We start from the raw sequence: 20,860 nt of genomic DNA, 5'->3' as shown, positions 1-20,860 counted from the left end.
CTGTAGGGAGTTGAAATCATGGCCCCAAGCGCCATGAGCCGTGGCAAAGACAACTGGATCGCCTCTCTGTCCGAAGCCCAGCCGGTCCCGTACTGGCTGGAAGACCCTGGAAAGCCGCACGCCGAGCCCGCCCTCACGGGCACCGACACCTGCGACCTGCTGGTCGTGGGCGGCGGATACAGCGGGCTGTGGACCGCGCTCAACGCCAAGGAGCGCGACCCGCAGCGCGATGTGGTGCTCCTGGAAGGCCGCGAGGTGGGCTGGGCCGCCTCCGGCCGCAACGGCGGCTTCTGCGCCGCCTCCCTCACCCACGGCCTGCCCAACGGCCTGACCCGCTGGCCCGACGAGATCGGGAAACTGGAGGAGCTGGGCCGGCGCAACCTCGACGGGATCGAGGCCGCGCTCGCCCGGCACGGCATCGACTGCGACTTCGAGCGCACCGGTGAGATCGACGTCGCCACCGAGACCTACCAGGCCCGGGAACTGAAGGACTGGCACCGGGAACTGGCGGAGAAGGGCCTCGCGGACGGCATCGAGTTCCTGGACGCCGACGCCGTGCGCGAACAGGTGCACTCGCCCACCTTCGAGGCAGGCCTGTGGGACCGCAGGGGCGTGGCCATGCTGCACCCCGCGAAGCTGGCCTGGGGCCTGAAGAAGGCCTGCGTCGAGCTGGGCGTGCGGGTGTACGAGCACACGCCCGCGCTGACCCTGAAGGGCTACGGCGGCGGCATGGCCGTACGCACCCCGTACGGCCAGGTCCGGGCCCGCCGGGTCGCGCTCGGCACGAACATCTTCCCGAGCCTGCTGCGCCGCGTGCGCTCCTACACCGTCCCGGTCTACGACTACGCGCTGATGACCGAGCCGCTGACCGCCGGGCAGCTCTCGGAGATCGGCTGGAAGAACCGGCAGGGGCTCGGCGACAGCGCCAACCAGTTCCACTACTTCCGGCTGTCCGCCGACAACCGCATCCTGTGGGGCGGTTACGACGCGGTCCACCACTACGGCGGCCGGGTGCGCGCGGAGTACGACGACCGGCCGGAGACCTACGCCAAGCTCGCGGGCCACTTCTTCACCTGCTTCCCGCAGCTGGAGGGCGTCCGCTTCACCCACGCCTGGGGCGGCGCGATCGACACCTGCTCGCGCTTCTCGGCGTTCTTCGGCACCGCGCACGAGGGCAGGGTGGCGTACGCGGCGGGGTACACCGGGCTCGGCGTCGGCGCCACCCGGTTCGGCGCGGACGTGATGCTGGACCTGCTGGACGGGGAGCGTACCGAGCGGACGGAGCTGGAGATGGTCCGCAAGAAGCCGCTGCCGTTCCCGCCGGAGCCGTTCGCCTGGACCGGCATCGCCCTCACCAAGTGGTCCCTGGCCCGCGCGGACGCGCACGGCGGCCGGCGCAACCTGTGGCTGCGGACGATGGACCGGCTGGGGCTGGGTTTCGACAGCTGACACCTTCTCCGTCAGATGTGACACAGGTCACTCCATTGGGTGCGCGGAACCCGCGTAATGCCCCGAGGCGGCCTCCCTCTCTCCTGCTGACGCGACCGCGTCGACAGGAAGAGCAGGGAGGCCTTCTTGATGACTGGGGCGAAGACGGCCGTCGAATGGCTGGCATCCGTCGCACCGGATCCCGGCACCTGCCGCTGGGAATGGGAACGCAACCCCCTCGGGGTCGCACTGCTGCCCGCCGGCAAGGCCTGGGACGTACTGATCCTGCCCGGCGTCCTCGGCCACCCGACCCTGGACGTGCTCACCCGCATCCTCGACCGGCCCGGCCCGGTCCTCGCCGACTTCGGCGACGACCGGGTCGGCTTCTTCGTGGCGCCGGGCACCGCGGCCCGCTGGGTCGGCACCGGCATCCGCACCGCCGGCCCCGGCACCTGGATCGTCGTACCGCACCCGGGTCGCACGGCCAGGGGGGTGCGCTGGCTGGTGCCGCCGGACGGCTCGGGCACGCTGACCGACCCCGCGCTGCTGGAACTGGCGATGCACGAGGCGGTGGCCGGGCTCGCCGGGGGCGGGGGACGGGATGAGGGAGGGTGCGGGGACGGGTAGCGCCGCGCATCTTGACACGAGGATTGGTCTGGACCAAATTGAGGGCGCTCCACCCTCCAACTCCCCCTCGCCCGGAGGCATCTGTGGACCGCTCCAGACCCCTGGTCGCCCTCCTCGCGGCTACGGCCCTGGCCGCAGCCGGCATCACCGCGCTCTCGTCGGCCGCCCGCGCGGCCGACGCGGAGGCCCTGACGAACGGCGGCTTCGAGTCCGGCCTCACCGGCTGGACCTGCACGGCCGGCACGACGGTCGACTCACCCGTGCACAGCGGAAGTTCGGCACTCCAGGCGACCCCGGCCGGCAACGACGACGCCCAGTGCGCGCAGACGGTGACCGTCCAGCCGAACTCGACGTACACGCTGTCCGGTTACGTCCGCGGCTCCTACGTCTACCTCGGCGCGAGCGGCACCGGCACCACCGACGTCTCCGCCTGGACCCAGTCCGCCCCCGACTGGCAGAAGCTGAGCACCACCTTCACCACCGGCGCCACGACCACCAAGGTCACCGTCTACACCCACGGCTGGTACGGCACCGGCGCCTACGACGCCGACGACATCTCCCTCATCGGTCCCGGCGGCACCGGAACCGGACAGCCGCCCGCCGCCCCCGCGGGCCTGACGGCCGGATCCGTCACCGCGTCCTCCGTCGCCCTGTCCTGGCCGGCCGTCACCGGCGCCACGAGCTACACGGTCTACCGCGACGGCGTGAAGTCCCAGACGGTGACCGGTACTTCGGCCACCGTCACCGGGCTCTCGGCGTCGACGGCGTACAGCTTCCAGGTCACGGCGAGCAACGACGCGGGAGAGTCCGCGAAGTCGGCGGCCGTGACGACGACGACCGGCACGGACGGCGGCGGTGGCGGCGGCTCGGCGGACCTGCCGACGCACGCCCTCGTCGGCTACCTCCACTCCAGCTTCGCCAACGGCTCCGGGTACACCCGCCTCGCCGACGTCCCCGACAGCTGGGACGTCATCGACCTGGCCTTCGGCGAACCCAGCTCGCCCACCTCCGGGGACATCCACTTCACCCGCTGCCCGGTCACCGACTGCCCGAACGCCGAGTCCGACGCCGACTTCAAGGCGGCGATCAAGGCCAAGCAGGCGGCCGGCAAGAAGGTGCTGATCTCGATCGGCGGCCAGAACGGCCAGGTCCAGCTGACCACCACGGCGGCCCGCGACGCCTTCGTCTCGTCGGTCTCGGACATCATCGACACCTGGGGCCTGGACGGCCTCGACATCGACTTCGAGGGCCACTCGCTGTCCCTGGACACGAACGACACCGACTTCAAGAACCCCACGACACCCGTGATCGTGAACCTGATCTCGGCCCTGAAGACCCTGAAGGCCGAGTACGGCCCGAAGTTCGTCCTGACCATGGCCCCCGAGACCTTCTTCGTGCAGAACGGCTACCAGTACTACGGCACCGGCAAGTGGGGCGGCCAGGACCCGCGCTGCGGGGCGTACCTCCCGGTGATCTACGCCCTGCGCGACGACCTCACGCTGCTGCACGTCCAGGACTACAACTCGGGCCCGATCATGGGCCTGGACAACCAGTACCACTCCATGGGCGGCGCCGACTTCCACATCGCCATGACCGACATGCTGCTCACCGGCTTCCCGGTCGCGGGCGACCCGAACAACGTCTTCCCGCCGCTGCGCCCGGACCAGGTGGCGATCGGCATGCCGGCCTCGACCGAGGCGGGCAACGGCTACGTGGCGCCCGCCGAGGTCACGAAGACCCTGGACTGTCTGACGAAGAAGACGGACTGCGGCTCGTACCAGACCCACGGGACCTGGCCCGCGCTGCGCGGTCTGATGACGTGGTCGGTGAACTGGGACCGGTACGCGAACTGGGAGTTCCAGAAGAACTTCGACGCGTACTTCGGCTGATGACCAGGCTGAGGGCGGTCAGCAGCACGGTGCACAGACACCAGCTGGCCACCACGTCCAGCGGCCAGTGGTACCCGTGCCGGACCAGGCCGTACGACACGCCGAGGATCAGCGCCGCACCGAGGGCGACCAGGGTGCGGCGGGCGGCCGTGGAACGCAGCCAGGGCAGCAGGAGCAGGGTCGCGGAGCCGTACGCGACGGCCGCCGTGGCCGTGTGTCCGGAGGGGAAATAGCCGACGGCCGGGGGCATCACGGGGGTCCCCGGCCGTGCGGTCCAGTCCTTCAGCGGCACGACGACCGCCGGGAGCAGCGCCATGAGGACGGCCGCGGCGGCGGGCGGCAGCCACCAGCGCGCGGCACCGGCACGCCGGCCCCGCCACAGCACGTGGGCGAGGGCGATCACCAGCACCGGCACGGCGACCTGGACGTTGCCGAGGTCGGAGAGGACCTCGGAGAACGTGTCCGGACGGACGAGGGCCCGGCTGACCCGGGCGTCCAGGCGCAGCAGGGGGCCGTGCGCCACGACCTGCCAGGTGAGCAGGGCGAAGAGCACGGCCGGGAGAACCAAGAGCGGGGCGTGCGGGGCACGGCGGACGACGGTCGACACGGCGCCAAGCTTCGCAGACGGGGCGTGCGGCGCGGAGAAGGAGGTCGGCCGCCCCGGAACAGGGGGGGTGGTTCCGAGGCGGCCGTCCGGACCGGAACGTCGCGCGCCCCGGGGGGTTTGGGGCGGCGACCGTCCGATCGGTGAGGAGATCCCGGAGCCGTCAGGCGCCGGATGTGTGCGCGAGGGCACGACCAGGTCGAAGCTGGGGAAGCCCCGGCCTGAAATCGCCCACAGTCCCCTGTGGACGGGGTGTATCTCTCATCTGCCTAGAACCTACGGCAGGCGGACGCGCTTGGGCAGACGGAACGGCGTCCCGTCATCCACCTCGCACACGTTCTTCACACGGCCTGTCGTACGTCACGTCAGCAGTGCGCGCACCGGTGGCTCAGATGCGGGCGAAGGCCTGCTCGATGATGTCGAGGCCCTCGTTGAGCAGGTCCTCGCCGATGACCAGCGGGGGCAGGAAGCGCAGCACGTTGCCGTAGGTGCCGCAGGTCAGGACCAGCAGGCCCTCGGCGTGGCAGGCCTTGGCGAGCGCCGCGGTGGCCTCCGGGTTCGGCTCCTTGGTGGCCCGGTCCTTGACCAGCTCGATCGCGATCATCGCACCGCGCCCACGCACATCGCCGATGACGTCGAACTTCTCGGCCATGGCCGAGAGGCGCCCCTTCATGACCTCCTCGATGCGCTTGGCCCTGGCGTTGAGGTCCAGCTCCTTCATGGTCTCGATGGCACCGAGCGCACCCGCGCAGGCGACGGGGTTGCCGCCGTACGTACCGCCGAGTCCGCCGGCGTGCGCGGCGTCCATGATCTCGGCGCGGCCGGTCACGGCGGCGAGCGGAAGCCCGCCCGCGATGCCCTTGGCGGTGGTGATGAGGTCGGGAACGATCCCCTCGTCCTCACACGCGAACCACTGCCCGGTCCGGCAGAAACCGCTCTGGATCTCGTCGGCGACGAAGACGATCCCGTTCTCGTTGGCGAACTTCACGATCTCCGGCAGGAAGCCCTTGGCCGGCTCGATGAATCCGCCCTCGCCGAGGACCGGCTCGATGATGATCGCGGCGATGTTGTCCGCACCGACCTGCTTGCTCATCTGGTCGATGGCCTGCTTGGCGGCCTCGGGACCGGCGTTCTCCGGCCCGGTCGGCCAGCGGTAGCCGTACGCCACCGGGACCCGGTACACCTCGGGCGCGAACGGCCCGAAGCCGTGCTTGTACGGCATGTTCTTGGCGGTGAGCGCCATCGTGAGGTTGGTGCGCCCGTGATACCCGTGGTCGAACACCACGACGGCCTGCCGCTTGGTGTACGCCCGCGCGATCTTGACGGCGTTCTCGACGGCCTCGGCGCCGGAGTTGAACAGCGCGGACTTCTTGGCGTGGTCGCCCGGGGTCAGCTCGGCCAGCGCCTCGGCGACCGCCACGTAGCCCTCGTACGGGGTGACCATGAAACAGGTGTGGGTGAAGTCGGCGAGCTGGGCGGAGGCGCGCCGTACGACGGCCTCGGCGGAGGCGCCGACGCTGGTCACGGCGATGCCGGACCCGAAGTCGATGAGGCTGTTGCCGTCGACGTCCTCGATGACGCCGCCGCCGGCGCGGGTGACGAAGACCGGCAGCGTGGAGCCCACGCCCTGCGCGACCACGGCGGTGCGGCGGGCCTGCAACTCCTGCGACTTCGGGCCGGGGATGGCGGTGACGACGCGGCGCTCCTGCGGAAGTGCGGTCATGAGGGCTCCTGATGATCTTGCGTACGGGCGTGGTGTCCGGCGTCCCGAACGGTCCGGGGCCGTGCGTTTTCGGCCGCTTACATGTCTTTCTTCGCAGGCTAGGGCCGGGAGCGGGGGGTGGGCATGCTCCATGTGGGCGTTGTCGGCGAGGTTCCTTGTCCGCGTTGGACATAGCCGTTCGCCCGGATTCCGCCCGGCCGCCCGGCCCCGTCCGCCCCGTAAACGGTGAACTCCCCCTGCGGGGGCGTTAGATTGACTCGCTGATGGTGGAGGGAACGGCTGGTCAGGGGGCAAGGGCGATGGACAGCGACGGCACACGCGACGCACGCGGCACGCATACCCGTCCGGTACCACACCCGGCTGGGCCGTTGGAGGGAGCGGACGTGCCACCCCGGCCGTCCCGGGCGCCCGACGTGCCGCCGCCCCGCACCGCCCCGCCCTCGCACGCCCCCCACGGTGCGCCGGGCCGCGCGCCCGTCGCCGAGTGGCTCGACCAGCCGCGACCGGCCGTCGAGCCCGGCATCTGGCGTTACGGCTACCGCCCGCCCAAGGCCGCCCGCCCCGCCCAGCGGCTGGCCCCCGTCACCGTCGTCGGCTTCGCCGTGCCCCTGGCGGCCGGGCTGCTGCTGTGGTCGCTGTGGCGGCACGGCAGCCTCCCTTATCAGTGGACCGTCCTCAAGCTGCTCACCCCCGACGGCTGGTGGTGGGGCGGCACCACCTCCCCCAAGAACTTCAAGGGCGCCGAAGCCCTCACGGTCGCCGACGGCGTGGTCTTCGCGATCCTCGTCTACGCCATGGCACGCCTGGGCAGCTGGGGCGACGTCATCCGGCACGTCGTCGGCCGCCGTGCGCAGCCCGCCCGTGCTCTGCTCGCCGCGCTCGGCGCGCTGATCGCGCTGGCCTTCGTCTTCCCGACCTGGTTCGGTCTCGGCTGGGACCCCCTCCCCGTGCTGGATCCGCTGTTCTCGCTCATCGTCCTGATCACCGGCGACTACAGCGTGTTCGCCTCGGAGTGGCTCACGGACGGGCTGTACACGCTCGTCACCGTGCTGGTGCTGTGGCCGTTCGCCCGGCTCGGCGGCTGGTCGTCCCTCGCCCGGGAGGCGCTCGCCGCGCGCGGGCGGGCGAAGGCGGGCCAGACCGTACCGGCGGTCGTCGACCGGCGGCCGTCGCAGTGGCCCGAGCTGCGCGAGGGCGGTCAGCACCGGGCGGCGGACCTGCTCGCTGCCGAGGTGGCCGCCGGCCGGATGAACGACGTGGACTGCGCGCGGGTCGGCCACATGTGGACCGTGGCCCGTGCCCGCGCCCGGGTCTCGTCCTTCTCCGACACCGTCCTGCGCGAGGGCGCCGCGGCGTGGACCCATCCGTCGGGCCACCGCGACCTGCCCGGCCGTACCGGCCGCCACGATCTGCTGGCCGGACAGGTGCGCGTCGGGCAGTGGGTCGCGGGAGAGCGCACCCCGCGCGGATACGGCGGCGCGGGGGCCGCACTCGCGCCGGACACCCTCGGCACCTCGCTGCTGGCCGTCGGACCCTCCGGCGCGGGCAAGACCCGCCATCTGATCCAGCCCGTCGTCGAGTCGCTCGGGCTGCAGGCACTCACCGGACAGTGCGCCGTCGTCACCGTCTGCGCGGCCGGCACCCCGCTCGGCCCCGACTCCGCCCACGACGTCGTCGTACGCCTCGGTGACCCCGTGTCCGTCCACGACCTCGACCCGTACGCCGAGTCCGAGGATCCCGACGAGGCGGCCGCCTTCCTGGCCGAGGGGCTCGTCGGTGATCTGGACACGGTGAGCGGGCAGCGGGCGGTCACCGCGCTCGCCCAGCTCCTCGGCCCCTACCGGGCGGCCCACGGCCGATTTCCGGCCCTGCCCGTGCTGCGTGAACTGCTGGAAGGGGAGCCGTCGGCCCTGGCGGCGCTGCGGGCGGCACTGGCCGGCGACGAGCACGGCGCGATGCGCCGCGAACTCGAGGCGCGCGCCCGGCAGTCGGGCAGCGCCGGCGACCCCGGCCCGATCCTGGCGGACCGGCTCGCCGTGCTGGACCGCCCGGTGTTCGCCGAGTTCTTCGGCGCGGAGGGCGCCGGTACCCGGCCGTTCTCGCTGCGCGCCGTCGCCCACCATCCGCTGCGGGTCCGTATCGACCTGCCCGAGCGCGGGCACGAAGAGGCGGGACGGATCGTCACCCGGCTGGTGCTGGCCCAGTTCGGCGCCGTCGCGCTGGCGGGTGAGCGCACCCACTTCGCCTGCCTCGTCCTGGACGACGCCACCGGCGCGGTGACGACCGATTCCCTGCGTCGCATCCCGCGGCTGCGCTCGCGCAACGCGGGCGTCGTGCTCGCCCTGCGCACCGTCGGCGACGTCCCCGAGGCGCTGCACGGACCGCTCTACGCGGCCGTCGGCTGCCGGATGGCGTTCTCCGGGGTGGCCACATGGGACGGGGGCAGGTTCGCGGACGCCTGGGGCACCGAGTGGGTGGAGACGCGGGACGTGGCCCAGCACACCGTCTTCGCGAACCAGCCGATGACGCGCGCGATCCACGCCCTGCGCAAGCTGATCACCGGCAAGGCGGTGACGACCGAGGCCGTCACTGTCCGGCAGGTCGAGCGGGAGCGGTGGTCCGCTTCGGAGTTGGCGCACGCGGTGCCGGCGGGGCATGCGGTGTTGTCGTTGACCAGTGTGCGAGGGGAGCACGCGCCGCCGCTGCTCGTGGATCTGCGGGGATGAGGGGGCGGCGCGGGATCGTACGGTGAGGCAGAATCGGGGTGGGCCGTTCATACGCGGCGGCCAAAAGATCGCAGAGATCCCAGAGATCCCAGAGATCGTCCCAAGCCGGCGGATGCCTCTCACCGTGAAGGACCCATGCCCCCCACGCTCGCCTCGCTCGTCCACCACTCCGCGCTCAAGCTGACCGTGCGCGCGGGCGAGGACCACCTCGACGTGCCCGTCCGCTGGGCGCACGTCAGCGAGCTGGCCGACCCCGTGCCGTACATGGAGGGCGGCGAGCTGCTGCTGATCACCGCTCTCAAGCTGGACGCGGAGGATCCGCAGACCATGCGGCGCTATGTGAAACGGCTGGTGGGGGCCGGTGTCGTGGGACTCGGGTTCGCCGTAGGGGTGAACTACGAGGAGATTCCCGAGGCGCTCGTCGACGCCGCGCGCGAGGAAGGGCTGCCGCTGCTGGAGGTGCCGCGACGCACGCCGTTCCTCGCCATCAGCAAGGCTGTCTCCGCCGCCATCGCCGCCGACCAGTACCGGGCCGTCACGGCGGGGTTCGCCGCACAGCGCGAGTTGACCAAGCAGACGCTCAACGCCGGCCCCGAGGGGCTGCTCGGGGCGCTCGCCGCGCAGGTCGACGGGTGGGCGGCCCTGTACGACGCCTCGGGCGCCGTCGTCGCCGCCGCGCCCGAGTGGGCGGGGCGGCGGGCCGCGCGGCTGACCGCCGAGGTGGAACGGCTGCGGGAGCGGCCCGCGCCCGCGTCCTCCGTCGTCGGCGGGCCCGAGCACGAGGACCGGGTCGAGCTGCACTCCCTCGGCACGGGACGGCGGCCGCGCGCCGCGCTCGCCGTCGGTACCGCCGCCGCCCTCGGCACCGCCGAGCGCTACGCCGTGCACTCCGCCATCGCCCTGCTCACCCTCACCACCGAACGCTCCCGCTCCCTGCACGCGGCCGAACAGCGCGTCGGCGCGGCCGTGCTGCGCATGCTGCTCGCCGGGGAGCCCGACCACGCCCGGACCGTCGCCGGAGACCTGTACGGCGGACTCCTCGACGCGCCGTTCCGGATGATCGTCGCCGAGTCCGTGTCCGGTACGGCGGCACGAGCGGTGTCCGGGGGTGCCACCGCCGCCGACAGCGGTGATGATCTCCTGGGCGGGCTCGCGGAGAGCGTGGAGTCCGCCGCCGCCCGCTCCGGCGAGGCCGTGCTGGTCGTGCCCGAGGGGGAGCGGCTGGTGGTGCTGGCCGCCGACGCGGGCGCGGCCGTGGCCGCCTGCACCCGGTACGCGGCGGCGCTGGAGGCCGCGCGGGCGGCGCCCGAGCGGGCCGGGGGCGACGAGGCGGAGCTGGTCGTGGGCCTGTCGGCGCCGGCCGGGCCGATCGCCGCGGCCGCCGCCTACAAGCAGGCCGAGCAGGCGCTGTCGGTGGCCCGGCGGCGTGGCCGGGTGCTGGTCGAGCACGAGCGGCTGGCCGCCGGGTCGGTGCTGCCGCTGCTGGCCGACGACGCGGTGAAGGCGTTCGCCGACGGGCTGCTGCGGGCGCTGCACGAGCACGACGCGACCGGTCGCGGCGATCTCGTCGACTCGCTGCGGGCCTGGCTGTCGCGGCACGGACAGTGGGACGCCGCCGCCGCGGACCTCGGCGTGCACCGGCACACGCTGCGGTACCGGATGCGCAGGGTCGAGGAGATCCTCGGGCGGTCCCTGGACGACCCGGACGTGCGGATGGAACTGTGGCTCGCCCTGAAGGCGACCTCACCGGAGTGACCGGCCGGCACCCGGCCGATCCGGCCTCGGCCTCCACCTGCCTGTCGGCGGCCGCCACCGTCGGCCGCCGACCCGTCACCCCGCCAATACGGCGTACCCCCCACCCCGACTGCTACGAGTCGGACAAGCGACCGTCGGCCGCCCCAGCCCTACCGTGGAGCACGAAAGCCAAGCACACCTCCAACGCGGAAGGGCCGGGACTCGAAACGATGACTTCCACCCACGCCTTCTGGCTCGCCGGCCGCCAGGTCACCGGCGAGGACACCCTCGACGTCACCTCCCCGTGGGACGGCCGGCTCGTCGGCAGGGTCGCCGTGCCGAGCGACGCCCAGGTCGAGGAGGCCGTGGCCGCCGCGTACGCCGTGCGTGACGAGTTCGCCGCCACCCCGGCCCACGTGCGCGCCGCCGCCCTCGACCACGTCAGCAAGCGGCTGGTCGAGCGCACCGAGGAGATCGCCCAGCTGATCTCCGCCGAGAACGGCAAGCCCATCAAGTGGGCCCGAGGCGAAGTCGGGCGCGCCGTCTCCGTGTTCCGGTTCGCGGCCGAGGAGGCCCGCCGGTTCAACGGCGGCGAGGCCCAGCGGCTCGACACCGACGCCGGCGGCCAGGGCCGCCTCGCGCTGACCCGCCGCTTCCCGAAGGGCGTCGTGCTCGGCATCGCGCCGTTCAACTTCCCGCTGAACCTGTGCGCCCACAAGATCGCCCCGGCGATCGCGGCCGGTGCGCCGATCATCCTGAAGCCGGCCCCGGCGACCCCCCTCTCCGGCCTGATCATCGGTGACCTGCTCGCCGAGACCGAGGGCCTGCCGGCCGGTTCGTGGTCGATCCTCCCGGTCGCCAACGACAAGATGCCCGCCCTCGTCCAGGACGAGCGGCTGCCGGTCATCTCCTTCACCGGTTCCGAGAAGGTCGGCTACGCGATCATGGACTCGGTGCCGCGCAAGCACTGCACGCTGGAGCTGGGCGGCAACGGCGCCGCGGTCATCCTCGGCGACTACGCCTCCGACGCCGACCTGGACTGGGCCGCGACCCGCATCGCGACCTTCTCCAACTACCAGGGCGGCCAGTCCTGCATCTCCGTGCAGCGCGTGATCGCCGACGCGTCGGTCTACGACCGGCTGCTGCCGCGCATCGTCGCCGCCGTCGAGGCGCAGAACACGGGTGACCCGAGCGATGCCGCGACCGACGTCGGCCCGCTGGTCAGCGAGGACGCGGCCAAGCGTGTCGAGTCCTGGGTGGCGGAGGCGGTCGAGGCCGGTGCCCAGCTGCTCACCGGCGGCAAGCGTGACGGCGCCGCCTACGCGCCGACCGTGCTCACCGACCTGCCGGCCGACACCACCCTCGCCCGCGAGGAGGTCTTCGGACCGGTCCTCAGCGTGCAGAAGGCGGACGGCGAGGCCGAGGCGTTCGCCGCGGTCAACGCCTCCAAGTACGGCCTCCAGGCGGGCGTGTTCACCCGCGACATCCAGGCCGCCTTCCGCGCCCACCGCGCCCTGGAGGTCGGCGGCGTGGTGATCGGCGACGTCCCGTCCTACCGCGCCGACCAGATGCCGTACGGCGGCGCCAAGCAGTCCGGCGTGGGCCGCGAGGGCGTCAAGTTCGCGATGGAGGACTACACCTACGAGCGCGTGCTGGTCCTCACCGGTCTCGCGCTCTGACCTGCCACGGACAGGTCGGACGAGGCGGCCGCGGCCCACTGTGCGGGGGCCGCGGCCGTTCGTGCGCGCGAGGGAACGGCCGTTCGTGTTCCCACTGAATGATGTGCTCCGGTAAAGGATTTGATATCGGCAGGTCAATTATCTTGTTCTGTGCATGACTCACCCGTGGGGTTGCGTGTCGACTAGGGCGACCGATCTACGTCCGACTTCGGACCACTCAGGGGAACACATGCACATAGCCCGTACCGGGCGCGGCCTCGCCGCCACCGCCGCCACCGCCGCACTGGTCGCCGCAGGTCTGGCGACCGTCTCCTCGGCCGGCGCCACCACCGCCGCGCCCGCCGGCGTACCGCACACCTTCGCGCAGCCGGCCATCGCGGGACACACCCTCGCGCGCGACGTCGCGAGCCCCCTGCCCATCGCGCAGTGCCAGGCCAAGTGGCACATCAACTGCTACAACCCGCTCCAGTACAGAACCGCGTACAACCTCAACGCGCTGTACAAGAAGGGCATCACGGGCAAGGGGCGCACGATCGTCATCGTGGACTCGTTCGGCTCGCCGACGATCCAGCACGATCTCGACGTGTACAGCAAGCAGTTCGGGATGAAGAGCACCAAGGTCAACGTGGTCAAGTGGGGCAAGGTGCCCCCGTTCGACCCGAAGAACTCCGACATGACCGGCTGGGCCGGCGAGACCACGCTGGACGTCGAGATGGCGCACGCCGTCGCGCCCGACGCCAGGATCGTGCTGGTGGAGACGGCCGTCGCCGAGACCGAGGGCACCACCGGTCTGCCGGAGATGATGGACGCCGAGAAGTACATGATCGACCACGGGGTCGGCGACGTCATCAGCCAGAGCTTCGGCGCCACCGAGAACACCTTCCCGGGCTTCTCCAAGGGCGACTTCTCCAGCATCAAGAAGCTGCGGTACGCCTTCGAGGACGCCGCCCGCAAGCACGTGACCGTCCTCGCCTCCTCCGGCGACGGCGGCGCCACCGACGCCACCGCGGACGGCAAGGGCTACTACAAGTACCGCGTCAACTCCTGGCCCTCCTCGGACCCGCTGGTGACCTCCATCGGCGGCACCCAGCTCCATCTGAACGACAAGGGCCAGCGGGTCAAGCCGGACAGCGTCTACAACGACAACGGCGCGGGCGGCGGCGGCCAGTCCCACGTGTTCACCCGGCCGGGCTTCCAGAACGGCGTGAAGAACGTCGTCGGCACCCGCCGCGGCACCCCGGACATCTCGATGGCCGCCGCGGTCAACGGCGGTGCCTGGGTGTACTCCAGCTACGACCCGACCGCCACCGGCTGGGACGTCAGCGGCGGCACCAGCGAGGCCAGCCCCCTGTTCTCGGGCATCGTCGCCCTCGCCGACCAGGCGGGCGGCCACCGGGTGGGCGACATCAACCAGGCCCTCTACACCCTCCTGGGCCGCAAGGGCTCCGGCATCGTCGACGTCAACGACGGCACCGACAACAGCTACCAGGGTGTCAAGGGCTACAAGGCCGTCGACGGCTACGACATGGCCACGGGTGTGGGCACGCTGAACGCCCTGACCTTCGTGCCGGCTCTCGCCCGCGCGAGCCGCGGCTGACGCTCCTCCTGAGCAGGTGAAGGGGCCCGGCACCGCTGCCTTTCGGTGCCGGGCCCTTCCCATGCCGCCGGTCTCCTCCGGACCCTCAACCGGAGAAGCCGACGTGCGCGAGCCGCAGCGGGCCGCGCAGCCTGAGACGGACGTCGTGCACGCCCTCGGCGACGAGACCGGCGCCCAGCGTGGTGTAGGCGTACGGGCCGTCGGTGGGGGTGTCCAGGCGCAGGGCCGCGAGCACCGGGCCGCCGTCCAGGGAGAGTTCCAGGACACCCTGGCCCGCGAGCTGTGCGGTCACCTCCGTCACGCCCGGCCCGAAGTCGCAGGCACGGTAGACCAGTTCGGCCGTCCCGCCGTGCGCCGCGGTCACCGCGTCGCCCGCCGTCCGGGTCCGGTCCACGATCGCGACGCCCGACTGCTCGTCGAAGTCGGCGCCCGCGAGGCCGCGCCGGAGCACCGGACGCGGGACCGGCGGGGCGCCGTCCACGTGCACGGTCGTGCGCAGCCGGATGTCCTCGCTGGACGCGCCGACCAGCAGGTCGTACGGCCCGGTCTCCAGGCGCGGACCGCCGAGCGCCACGTCCCAGAACTCCAGCGCGGACAGCGGGACCTCGAAGGCCACCCCGGCCCGCTCGCCGGGCGCGAGACCGAGCCGGCGGTGGGCCAGCAGCTGCCGGCACGGGCGGGGCACCGACGGGTCCACGGCCCGTCCGTAGAGCTGGACCACCTCGTCCGCCGCCCGGTCCCCGGTGTTCGTCACCGTGCAGCGGACGCGGAGCGCGCCGCCCGCGACGCAGGCCGCGAGACCGCCGTAGCCGAAGGAGGCGTACGACAGGCCGTGGCCGAAGGGGAACAGCGGGACGCCGTCGAAGTAGAGGTAGGTCTGGCGCCCGCCGATCACGTCGTAGTCCATGAGGTCGGGCAGGTCGGCGTCGGCGGCGTACCAGGTCTGCGGAAGCCGGCCCGCGGGACAGACGTCGCCGGCCAGGACGCGGGCCAGGGCCGTGCCCGCCGCCTGGCCGCCGTGCGCGGTCCACAGGACGGCCGGCAGCCGGGCCACGTCGACCGCGTAGGGAAAGGCCGAGGTCAGGGCGAGCACCGTACGGGGGTTCGCGGCGCGGGCCGCACGCAGCAACCGCCGCTGGTGTGCGGGTAGTTCGAGGGTCGTACGGTCCTCGGTCTCACGGCCGCCGATGTGCGGGTCGTTGCCCGCGACCACGAGCACCACCTCCGCGCGCTCCGCCGCCCGGACCACGGCGTCCTCGCCCCGCTCGACCGTGATCACCTCGAAGACGTCACCAGGGCCCGCTGTCCCGGCAACCTGCACGCCGTCGGCGGCGACCTGGACATGGCGGCCCGTGCCCAGATGCCGGAGGAGGTGACCACTGTGGTGCGGTTCGAGGCAGAACGTCTCCTGGACCACCCAGCCGCCCGGCTGGTCGGCGGAGGCGCGGACGTAGCCGTCGTCGGCCACCGACAGATACCGGCCGTCCGGCGCGCGCAGGGTCAGCACGCCCTCACCCCAGTCCACCAGCGCGAACTCGGTGCCGGCCGCGTCCGTGGTGAGCGGCGGCAGATCGGTGCGGCCGGCCAGCAGCGCCGGGTCGAGCGCGCCCTCGGCGCCCCGCGCCTCGTCCGGCGCGTCCGCGGGCGGCACGTGCAGGAACGCCCCCGTGGCGGTGCGCAGCCGGACCCGGTCCACGCCCTCGGCGAACTCCACGCGCGCGGCGCCGAACCGCTCGTACAGCCCCTCCAGCGGGGTGGAGCGGTGCAGGAGGCTGCCGCTGTACCAGTCCAGCTTGCACTCGTCGGCGAGCAGGCCGACCACCGCGATCCGGGTGTCGGGTGCGAGCGGCAGCAGGTCCTCGTCGTTCTTCAGCAGCACGATGGCCTGCTCGGCGGCCTCCCGCGCGAGCTCCCGGTGCGCAGGGGTGTCGAACGCGCCGGTGCCCGCGTGCGGGTCGTCGTGCGGGTCGAACTCGCCGAGCCGGAAACGGACGGAGAGCTGACGGCGTACTGCGGTGTCGATGTCCGCCTCGGTCAACAGGCCCTGCTCGTGGGCCCTTTCGAGGCGCCCGGTGATCTGCGAGCTGTCCGTGCCGTGGTCGGTGAAGCTGTCCACGCCGGCCAGCAGGGCGGCCGCGACGGCCTCCTCGTGGGTGTCGAAGTAGTGCTCGGCGTCGACCAGGTTGGAGGGCGCGCCCGCGTCCGAGCAGACCAGCAGCTCCTGCCCGGTCCAGGTGCGCAGGGGGTCGCGCAGATACGGCGAGACATGGTTGGGGCGGCCGTTGACCAGGTTGTACGCGGGCATCACCCCGGCCACCGCGCCCGCCTCGACCGTGTCACGGAAGGCGCGCAGGTCGTACTCGTGCAGCACGCGCGGGCGGACGGAGGCGGAACAGGTGGCCCGGTCGGTCTCGTTGTTGTGGGCCAGCCAGTGCTTCAGGACCGGTGCGGTGCGCCAGTACAACGGATGATCGCCGCGCAGGCCGCGCGTGTACGCCGTGGCGATCGCCGAGGTCAGCTCCGGGTCCTCGGAGTAGCCCTCCTCGCCCCGGCCCCACAGCGGGTGGCGCAGCAGATTGACCGTCGGCGACCAGACGTTGAGGCCGACCCGCTCGTCCCGCGACCGCATCGCACGGGCCTCCCGGGACACCGCCTCGCCGACCCGCCGCACCAGCTCCGGGTTCCAGGTCGCGCCGAGCCCGACGGCCTGCGGGAACACGGTCGCCGGGCCCATCCAGGCCACCCCGTGCAGCGCCTCCTGGCCGGTGCGGAACGGGGCGATGCCGAGGCGCTCGACGGCCGGCGCGAACTGGTGCAGGAAGGAGATCTTCTCGGCCAGGGTGAGCCGCGCCAGCAGGTCGTCGATGCGCTTCGCGAAGGGCAGATGCGGATCGCGGAACGGCGGGGCGGACGGCGGGTCAACGGTCACGGGCGGTTCCCCTTGCGCATGGAGCGACGAGACGTATTCGAAGCGCTTCGATGCTCGGACGGCCGAGGCCGGGATGTCAAGGTACCTGCGGGAAGAACACTCGTATACGGCCGATTCTGCAAGGGGTGTTGGCGGTCGCGCGAAGGCCGAGCGCATCGCGGAAATCTTGGGGACGACCCTTGTGCGCCCCCATGTGTTCACTTAACCTCGCAGCAATATCGAAGCGCTTCGACTGACTTCGAAGGGTTGACGCAATGACGCCGAACGCCGCCTCCGCCGCCTCCGCGCCCGGCCGGAGAGAACCTCCCAGCCGGCGGAGCTTCCTCGCCTCCGGTGCGGTCGCCGCCGTGGCGGTCACGGGAGGCATGCCGCTGCTCAGCGCGTGCGGGGCGGCGGACAGCGGGTCGGGCGGCGGCACCACCTCCGGCAAGAACGCGAAGGAGCTGCTGCCGGCCTACGTGGCGAGCAACGTGGTGGCCCCCGACATCCCGTCGAAGAACGGCTCCTCGATGGGCTTCACCAGCAAGCTGGACATCGCCGGCCTCAAGACCTCGGTCCCGAAGAAGCTCGGCAAGGGCGGCAAGGTCACCGTCATGTCGCCGTTCTGGGGCTCGCCGCCCCGGCAGGGCAACCCCTACTACACGGCGATGAACGACCTGATCGGCGCCGATGTCGTCTGGCAGAACCAGGACGGCAACACCTACGACCAGAAGCTCGGCGCGGTCCTCGCCTCCAGCGACGTGCCGGACGTGGTGGTCATCCCCGGCTGGAACATGGGGGGCAAGATACCCAGCGCCATCATCAGCAAGTTCGCCGACCTCGGCCCGTACCTGTCGGGCGACAAGGTCAAGGAGTACCCGAACCTCGCGGCGATCCCGGCCGACGCCTGGCAGCGTTCCCTCTTCGGCGGCACGTTGCGCGGCCTGCCGATGCCCGCGTCGTACGTCACCAACATCGTGCCGCTGTACCGCAAGGATCTCTTCGACAAGGCGGGCTACCAACTCCCCAAGTCAGCGGACGAGTTCACGGCACTGTGCAAGGACATCACCAACGCGCGGGCCAAGCGCTGGGCGTGCGGCGACATGAAGTGGACCGCGTTCAACGTCTTCGGCGTGCTGTCCGGCTCGGAGAAGGCTCTCGGCTGGAACATGACCGACGGCAAGCTGGTCAACCGCATCGAGACCGAGGAGTACCTCGAAGCGCTGGAGTGGACCCGCAAGCTGTTCGCCGCCGGATACGTTCATCCCGACTTCGAGCTCGGCAAGAGCCAGGCCACCGACCCCAGCTCCAAGTTCGCCGCCGGCGAGTTCCTGATCTGGAACGACGACATCGTCAACTGGTACGGCCAGCAGGCCGCGCAGGCCGCCCAGAACCCAAGCTTCCGGATCTGGGGCATGGACCTGTTCGGCCACGGCGGCGGCAGCCCCGCCCTGTGGGCTGCCGAACCGGCCGGCATTTTCGCCTTCGTCAACGAGAAGGCCTCCGAGTCGGTCGTCCGCGACGTGCTGGCCGTCGCCGACGTCACCGCGGCGCCGTACGGCACCAAGGAGTGGATGCTCACCAACTACGGCGTCGAGGGCACCCACTACAGCCTCAAGAACGGTGTGCCGGTCAAGAACGACAAGGGCAACAACGAGGTCGTCAACGCGTTCGTGATGATCGCGAGCCCGGCGTCGACCATCGCCCACCCCGACTATCCCGACATCACCAGGGCCAGCGTCGAGTGGCAGCAGCGGATGGGCGCGTTCACCAGGAAGTCGACGTTCTGGGGACTCCAGATCAGCGAACCCGCCCGCTACACCGATCTCTCCGACGACTTCGAGCAGTTGGAGGACGACGTCGTCCGCGGCCACAAGAAGATCAGCGACATGCAGCAGGCCGTCTCCGACTGGAAGAGCAAGGGCGGGGACAAACTGCGCGACTGGTACAAGAAGCTGCTCGACGAGAACGGCACGGCGGCCGGCTGAACCGGGAGGAGGCGGTGAACAGGAAGAAGACGGTGGACGGGAAGAAGACGGTGGACGGGAAGCCGAGTCTGCGGCGCAGATTCGGACGCGACCGCGTCCTGCTGCTGATGACCCTGCCCGCGGTCCTGCTGATCCTTGTCTTCAACTACCTGCCGATCCTCGGCAACGTCGTCGCCTTCCAGGACTACAACCCGTACGTCAGCGACAACGGCATCGTCTCGATGCTGCACAGCGCCTGGGTCGGCCTGGACGACTTCCGGCAGATCTTCGCGGACTCGGCCTTCTGGAGCGCCGTCAAGAACACCCTGGTCCTGTTCGTCCTCCAGCTCGTGCTGTTCTTCCCCGTGCCGATCCTGCTCGCGCTGCTCATCAACAGTGTGGTCAGACCGCGTGTGAGGGCGTTCGCCCAGGCCGTGCTCTACCTCCCGCACTTCTTCTCGTGGGTGCTGGTCATCGCCGTCTTCCAGCAACTCTTCGGCGGCGCGGGCGTGTTGTCGCAGCTGCTGCGCCAACACGGGTACAACGGGCTCGACATCATGACCAACCCGTCCACCTTCAAGTTCCTCGTCACGGCCGAGGGGATCTGGAAGGACGCGGGCTGGGGAATCATCATCTTCCTCGCCGCACTGGCCTCGGTCAGCCCCGATCTGTACGAGGCGGCGGCGATGGACGGCGCCGGCCGCCGGCGCCGCATGTGGCACGTCACGCTGCCCGCCCTGCGCCCGGTGATCGCGCTGCTGCTGGTGCTGCGGGTCGGCGACGCGCTGACCGTCGGCTTCGAGCAGATCCTGCTGCAGCGCGACGCCGTGGGACCCGGCGCGGCGGAGGTCCTCGACACCTTCGTCTGGTGGAACGGCGTCCGCAACCAGAACTTCGGCTACGCGGCCGCCGCCGGTCTGATCAAGGGCGTGGTCAGCCTCGGCCTGGTCCTCGCCGCGAACAAGGTGGCCCATCTCATGGGCGAGCAGGGGGTGTACAAGAAATGACCGCCGTCATCGACACGCCACCCGTCCGGGAGCGGCCGCCGTCCCGGTCGGCCGTGCGGCCCCGCCCGGTGTGGGAGGAGGAGCCGACCAGGGCCGGTCTCGCCGGCAAGGGCCTCGTCCTGGCCCTGGCCTGCCTCGGTATCCTCTTCCCGCTCTGGATCGTGGTCGTCACCAGCGTCTCCTCCCGGAAGACGATCGACCAGGCGGGCGGGCTGGTGATCGTCCCGAAGGGGATCACGTTCGTCGCGTACCGGGAACTGCTGAGCGGCGGCCAGGTCACCCGGGCCGCGGTCATCAGCATCCTCGTCACCCTCGTCGGCACGCTGTTCTCCATGGTCGTGTCGGTCCTGTGCGCCTACGGCCTCTCGCGCATCGGCTCGCTCGGACACCGCTGGTTCCTCATGTTCCTGCTCGCGACGATGTTCTTCAGCGCGGGCCTGATCCCGACATACCTGCTGGTCCAGTCCCTGGGCCTGATGGACAGCTACCTCGCCCTCATCCTCCCGAGCGCGGTGAGCGTCTTCAACATCCTCGTGCTGCGCGGGTTCTTCATGGGCATCTCGCAGGAACTGATCGACAGCGCGCGCATCGACGGAGCCGGGGACTTCCGGATCCTGTGGCAGATCGTCATGCCCCTGTCCCGCGCGGTCCTGGCGGTCATCACCCTCTTCTACGCGGTGGGCTACTGGAGCGCCTGGTTCAACGCGTCCCTGTACCTGAACGACCAGGACAAGATGCCGCTCCAGAACGTCATGATCCAGCTGGTGCAGAAGCAGCAGGCGCCGGTGGGGCTGGGGCAGGCGATCAGGACCGGTGAGCTGTCGGGTCTGGCCGTTCAGATGGCGGTGATGGTGATGGCGCTGCTGCCGGTGACGGTGCTGTCGCCGTTCGTCCAGAAGCACTTCAGGAAGGGGATGCTGACGGGGGCGGTCAAGGGCTGACCCGAGCCTTCAGCCGCTCACCCGGCGGCA

Annotated in this window: 12 protein-coding genes and 1 pseudogene; 10 read left to right on the top strand and 3 right to left on the bottom strand. The window is 71.5% G+C overall.

The window, feature by feature from the left end; genetic code table 11:
• Positions 1 to 18: 18 nt before the first annotated feature.
• From BIV25_RS30585 to BIV25_RS30575, 3 genes are all read left to right on the top strand, one after another.
• On the top strand, positions 19 to 1,449 hold the full coding sequence (locus tag BIV25_RS30585) for an FAD-binding oxidoreductase (protein WP_071375698.1): 1,431 nt from the start codon (positions 19 to 21) through the stop codon (positions 1,447 to 1,449).
• Positions 1,450 to 1,578: 129 nt separating this feature from the next.
• Positions 1,579 to 2,055 (top strand): hypothetical protein, encoded by a 477-nt coding sequence (locus tag BIV25_RS30580; RefSeq protein WP_071375697.1) that lies wholly within the window; start codon positions 1,579 to 1,581, stop codon positions 2,053 to 2,055.
• A gap of 83 nt (positions 2,056 to 2,138) precedes the next feature.
• The gene (locus BIV25_RS30575; protein ID WP_071375696.1) at positions 2,139 to 3,944 is read left to right on the top strand and encodes a chitinase; all 1,806 of its coding nucleotides are present in this window, start codon (positions 2,139 to 2,141) and stop codon (positions 3,942 to 3,944) included.
• Here the strand turns inward: BIV25_RS30575 and BIV25_RS54615 are convergent.
• Positions 3,886 to 4,551, bottom strand: a pseudogene (locus BIV25_RS54615) (phosphatase PAP2 family protein); the annotation flags it as partial. The gene BIV25_RS30575 and the pseudogene BIV25_RS54615 overlap by 59 nt on opposite strands.
• A gap of 385 nt (positions 4,552 to 4,936) precedes the next feature.
• Positions 4,937 to 6,271, bottom strand: coding sequence for a 4-aminobutyrate--2-oxoglutarate transaminase (gene gabT / locus BIV25_RS30565; protein WP_071375695.1), 1,335 nt, complete (start codon positions 6,269 to 6,271; stop codon positions 4,937 to 4,939).
• A gap of 299 nt (positions 6,272 to 6,570) precedes the next feature.
• Here gabT and BIV25_RS30560 point away from each other — a divergent pair, with 299 nt between their 5' ends.
• From BIV25_RS30560 to BIV25_RS30545, 4 genes are all read left to right on the top strand, one after another.
• Complete coding sequence (locus BIV25_RS30560) at positions 6,571 to 8,997, top strand: ATP/GTP-binding protein (RefSeq protein WP_071375694.1); 2,427 nt, start codon at positions 6,571 to 6,573, stop codon at positions 8,995 to 8,997.
• A gap of 135 nt (positions 8,998 to 9,132) precedes the next feature.
• Positions 9,133 to 10,752 carry a PucR family transcriptional regulator gene (locus tag BIV25_RS30555; RefSeq protein WP_071375693.1) on the top strand — a complete coding sequence of 540 codons (1,620 nt, stop codon included), beginning with the start codon at positions 9,133 to 9,135 and terminating at the stop codon, positions 10,750 to 10,752.
• A 209-nt stretch (positions 10,753 to 10,961) separates the two neighbouring features.
• On the top strand, positions 10,962 to 12,410 hold the full coding sequence (locus tag BIV25_RS30550) for an aldehyde dehydrogenase family protein (protein WP_071375692.1): 1,449 nt from the start codon (positions 10,962 to 10,964) through the stop codon (positions 12,408 to 12,410).
• A gap of 229 nt (positions 12,411 to 12,639) precedes the next feature.
• Positions 12,640 to 14,007 (top strand): S8 family serine peptidase, encoded by a 1,368-nt coding sequence (locus tag BIV25_RS30545; RefSeq protein ID WP_071375691.1) that lies wholly within the window; start codon positions 12,640 to 12,642, stop codon positions 14,005 to 14,007.
• A gap of 85 nt (positions 14,008 to 14,092) precedes the next feature.
• Here the strand turns inward: BIV25_RS30545 and BIV25_RS30540 are convergent, their stop codons facing one another.
• Complete coding sequence (locus BIV25_RS30540) at positions 14,093 to 16,936, bottom strand: glycoside hydrolase family 3 C-terminal domain-containing protein (protein WP_071375690.1); 2,844 nt, start codon at positions 16,934 to 16,936, stop codon at positions 14,093 to 14,095.
• A gap of 254 nt (positions 16,937 to 17,190) precedes the next feature.
• Here BIV25_RS30540 and BIV25_RS30535 point away from each other — a divergent pair, with 254 nt between their 5' ends.
• Genes BIV25_RS30535 through BIV25_RS30525 form a run of 3 tightly spaced genes read left to right on the top strand, consistent with a single transcriptional unit; the run spans position 17,191 to position 20,830 of the window.
• The gene (locus BIV25_RS30535; protein WP_071375689.1) at positions 17,191 to 18,903 is read left to right on the top strand and encodes an extracellular solute-binding protein; all 1,713 of its coding nucleotides are present in this window, start codon (positions 17,191 to 17,193) and stop codon (positions 18,901 to 18,903) included.
• Positions 18,904 to 18,917: 14 nt separating this feature from the next.
• Entirely contained in the window at positions 18,918 to 19,889 is a 972-nt protein-coding gene (locus BIV25_RS30530; RefSeq protein WP_256256271.1) for a sugar ABC transporter permease, read from the top strand.
• Positions 19,886 to 20,830 carry a carbohydrate ABC transporter permease gene (locus BIV25_RS30525; RefSeq protein ID WP_071375688.1) on the top strand — a complete coding sequence of 315 codons (945 nt, stop codon included), beginning with the start codon at positions 19,886 to 19,888 and terminating at the stop codon, positions 20,828 to 20,830. The genes BIV25_RS30530 and BIV25_RS30525 overlap by 4 nt, the downstream gene beginning before the upstream one ends.
• Positions 20,831 to 20,860: the final 30 nt, after the last annotated feature.

Source organism: Streptomyces sp. MUSC 14 (genome assembly GCF_001866675.1).
In the GTDB taxonomy this organism is placed as follows: Bacteria; Actinomycetota; Actinomycetes; order Streptomycetales; family Streptomycetaceae; genus Streptomyces.
Note: the sequence above shows the minus strand (reverse complement) of the source record. Positions and strands in the feature narration are given on the sequence as shown.